The organism is Rhizobium ecuadorense, assembly GCF_001187535.1.
In the GTDB taxonomy this organism is placed as follows: Bacteria; Pseudomonadota; Alphaproteobacteria; order Rhizobiales; family Rhizobiaceae; genus Rhizobium; species Rhizobium ecuadorense.
The window spans coordinates 1-350 of sequence record NZ_LFIO01000583.1 but is presented as its reverse complement, the minus strand read 5'-3'; the positions used below and the strand labels follow the sequence as shown (position 1 = coordinate 350).

Genomic DNA, 350 nt, shown 5'->3' with positions numbered 1-350 from the left:
GCAGGTGACGCCATTCGCAGCGACCCGCGCTGTTTGTCGCGGACCTGATATCAAACTGCCGGCGCCGGTTGTCCAACCTGTCGCACTCGTACTCCACGAACTTGCCGTCAATGCGGCCCGTCACGGCGCGCTTGTGGCTTCGCAAGGGAGGGCTTTCAATCAGCTGGGCGCCCGGGCCATCAGGAGCAGGTTTTAAGCTTCGATGGTGGGAGGCCGGCGTCAGAAGAGCGCCCAAGCCAACCAAAAGAGGTTTCGGTACCGCGATCATCGGGGCGCTCATCGAAAAACAGCTGAAGGGACATGTCGAAAAAACGTGGTCGAATGATGGGCTGCTGATTGAGATCGAGGTT

At 59.4% G+C, this 350-nt stretch carries 1 pseudogene; it reads left to right on the top strand.

What is annotated here, in order from left to right:
• A pseudogene (locus tag AF337_RS12150) lies at nucleotides 1–350 on the top strand (blue-light-activated histidine kinase); the annotation flags it as partial.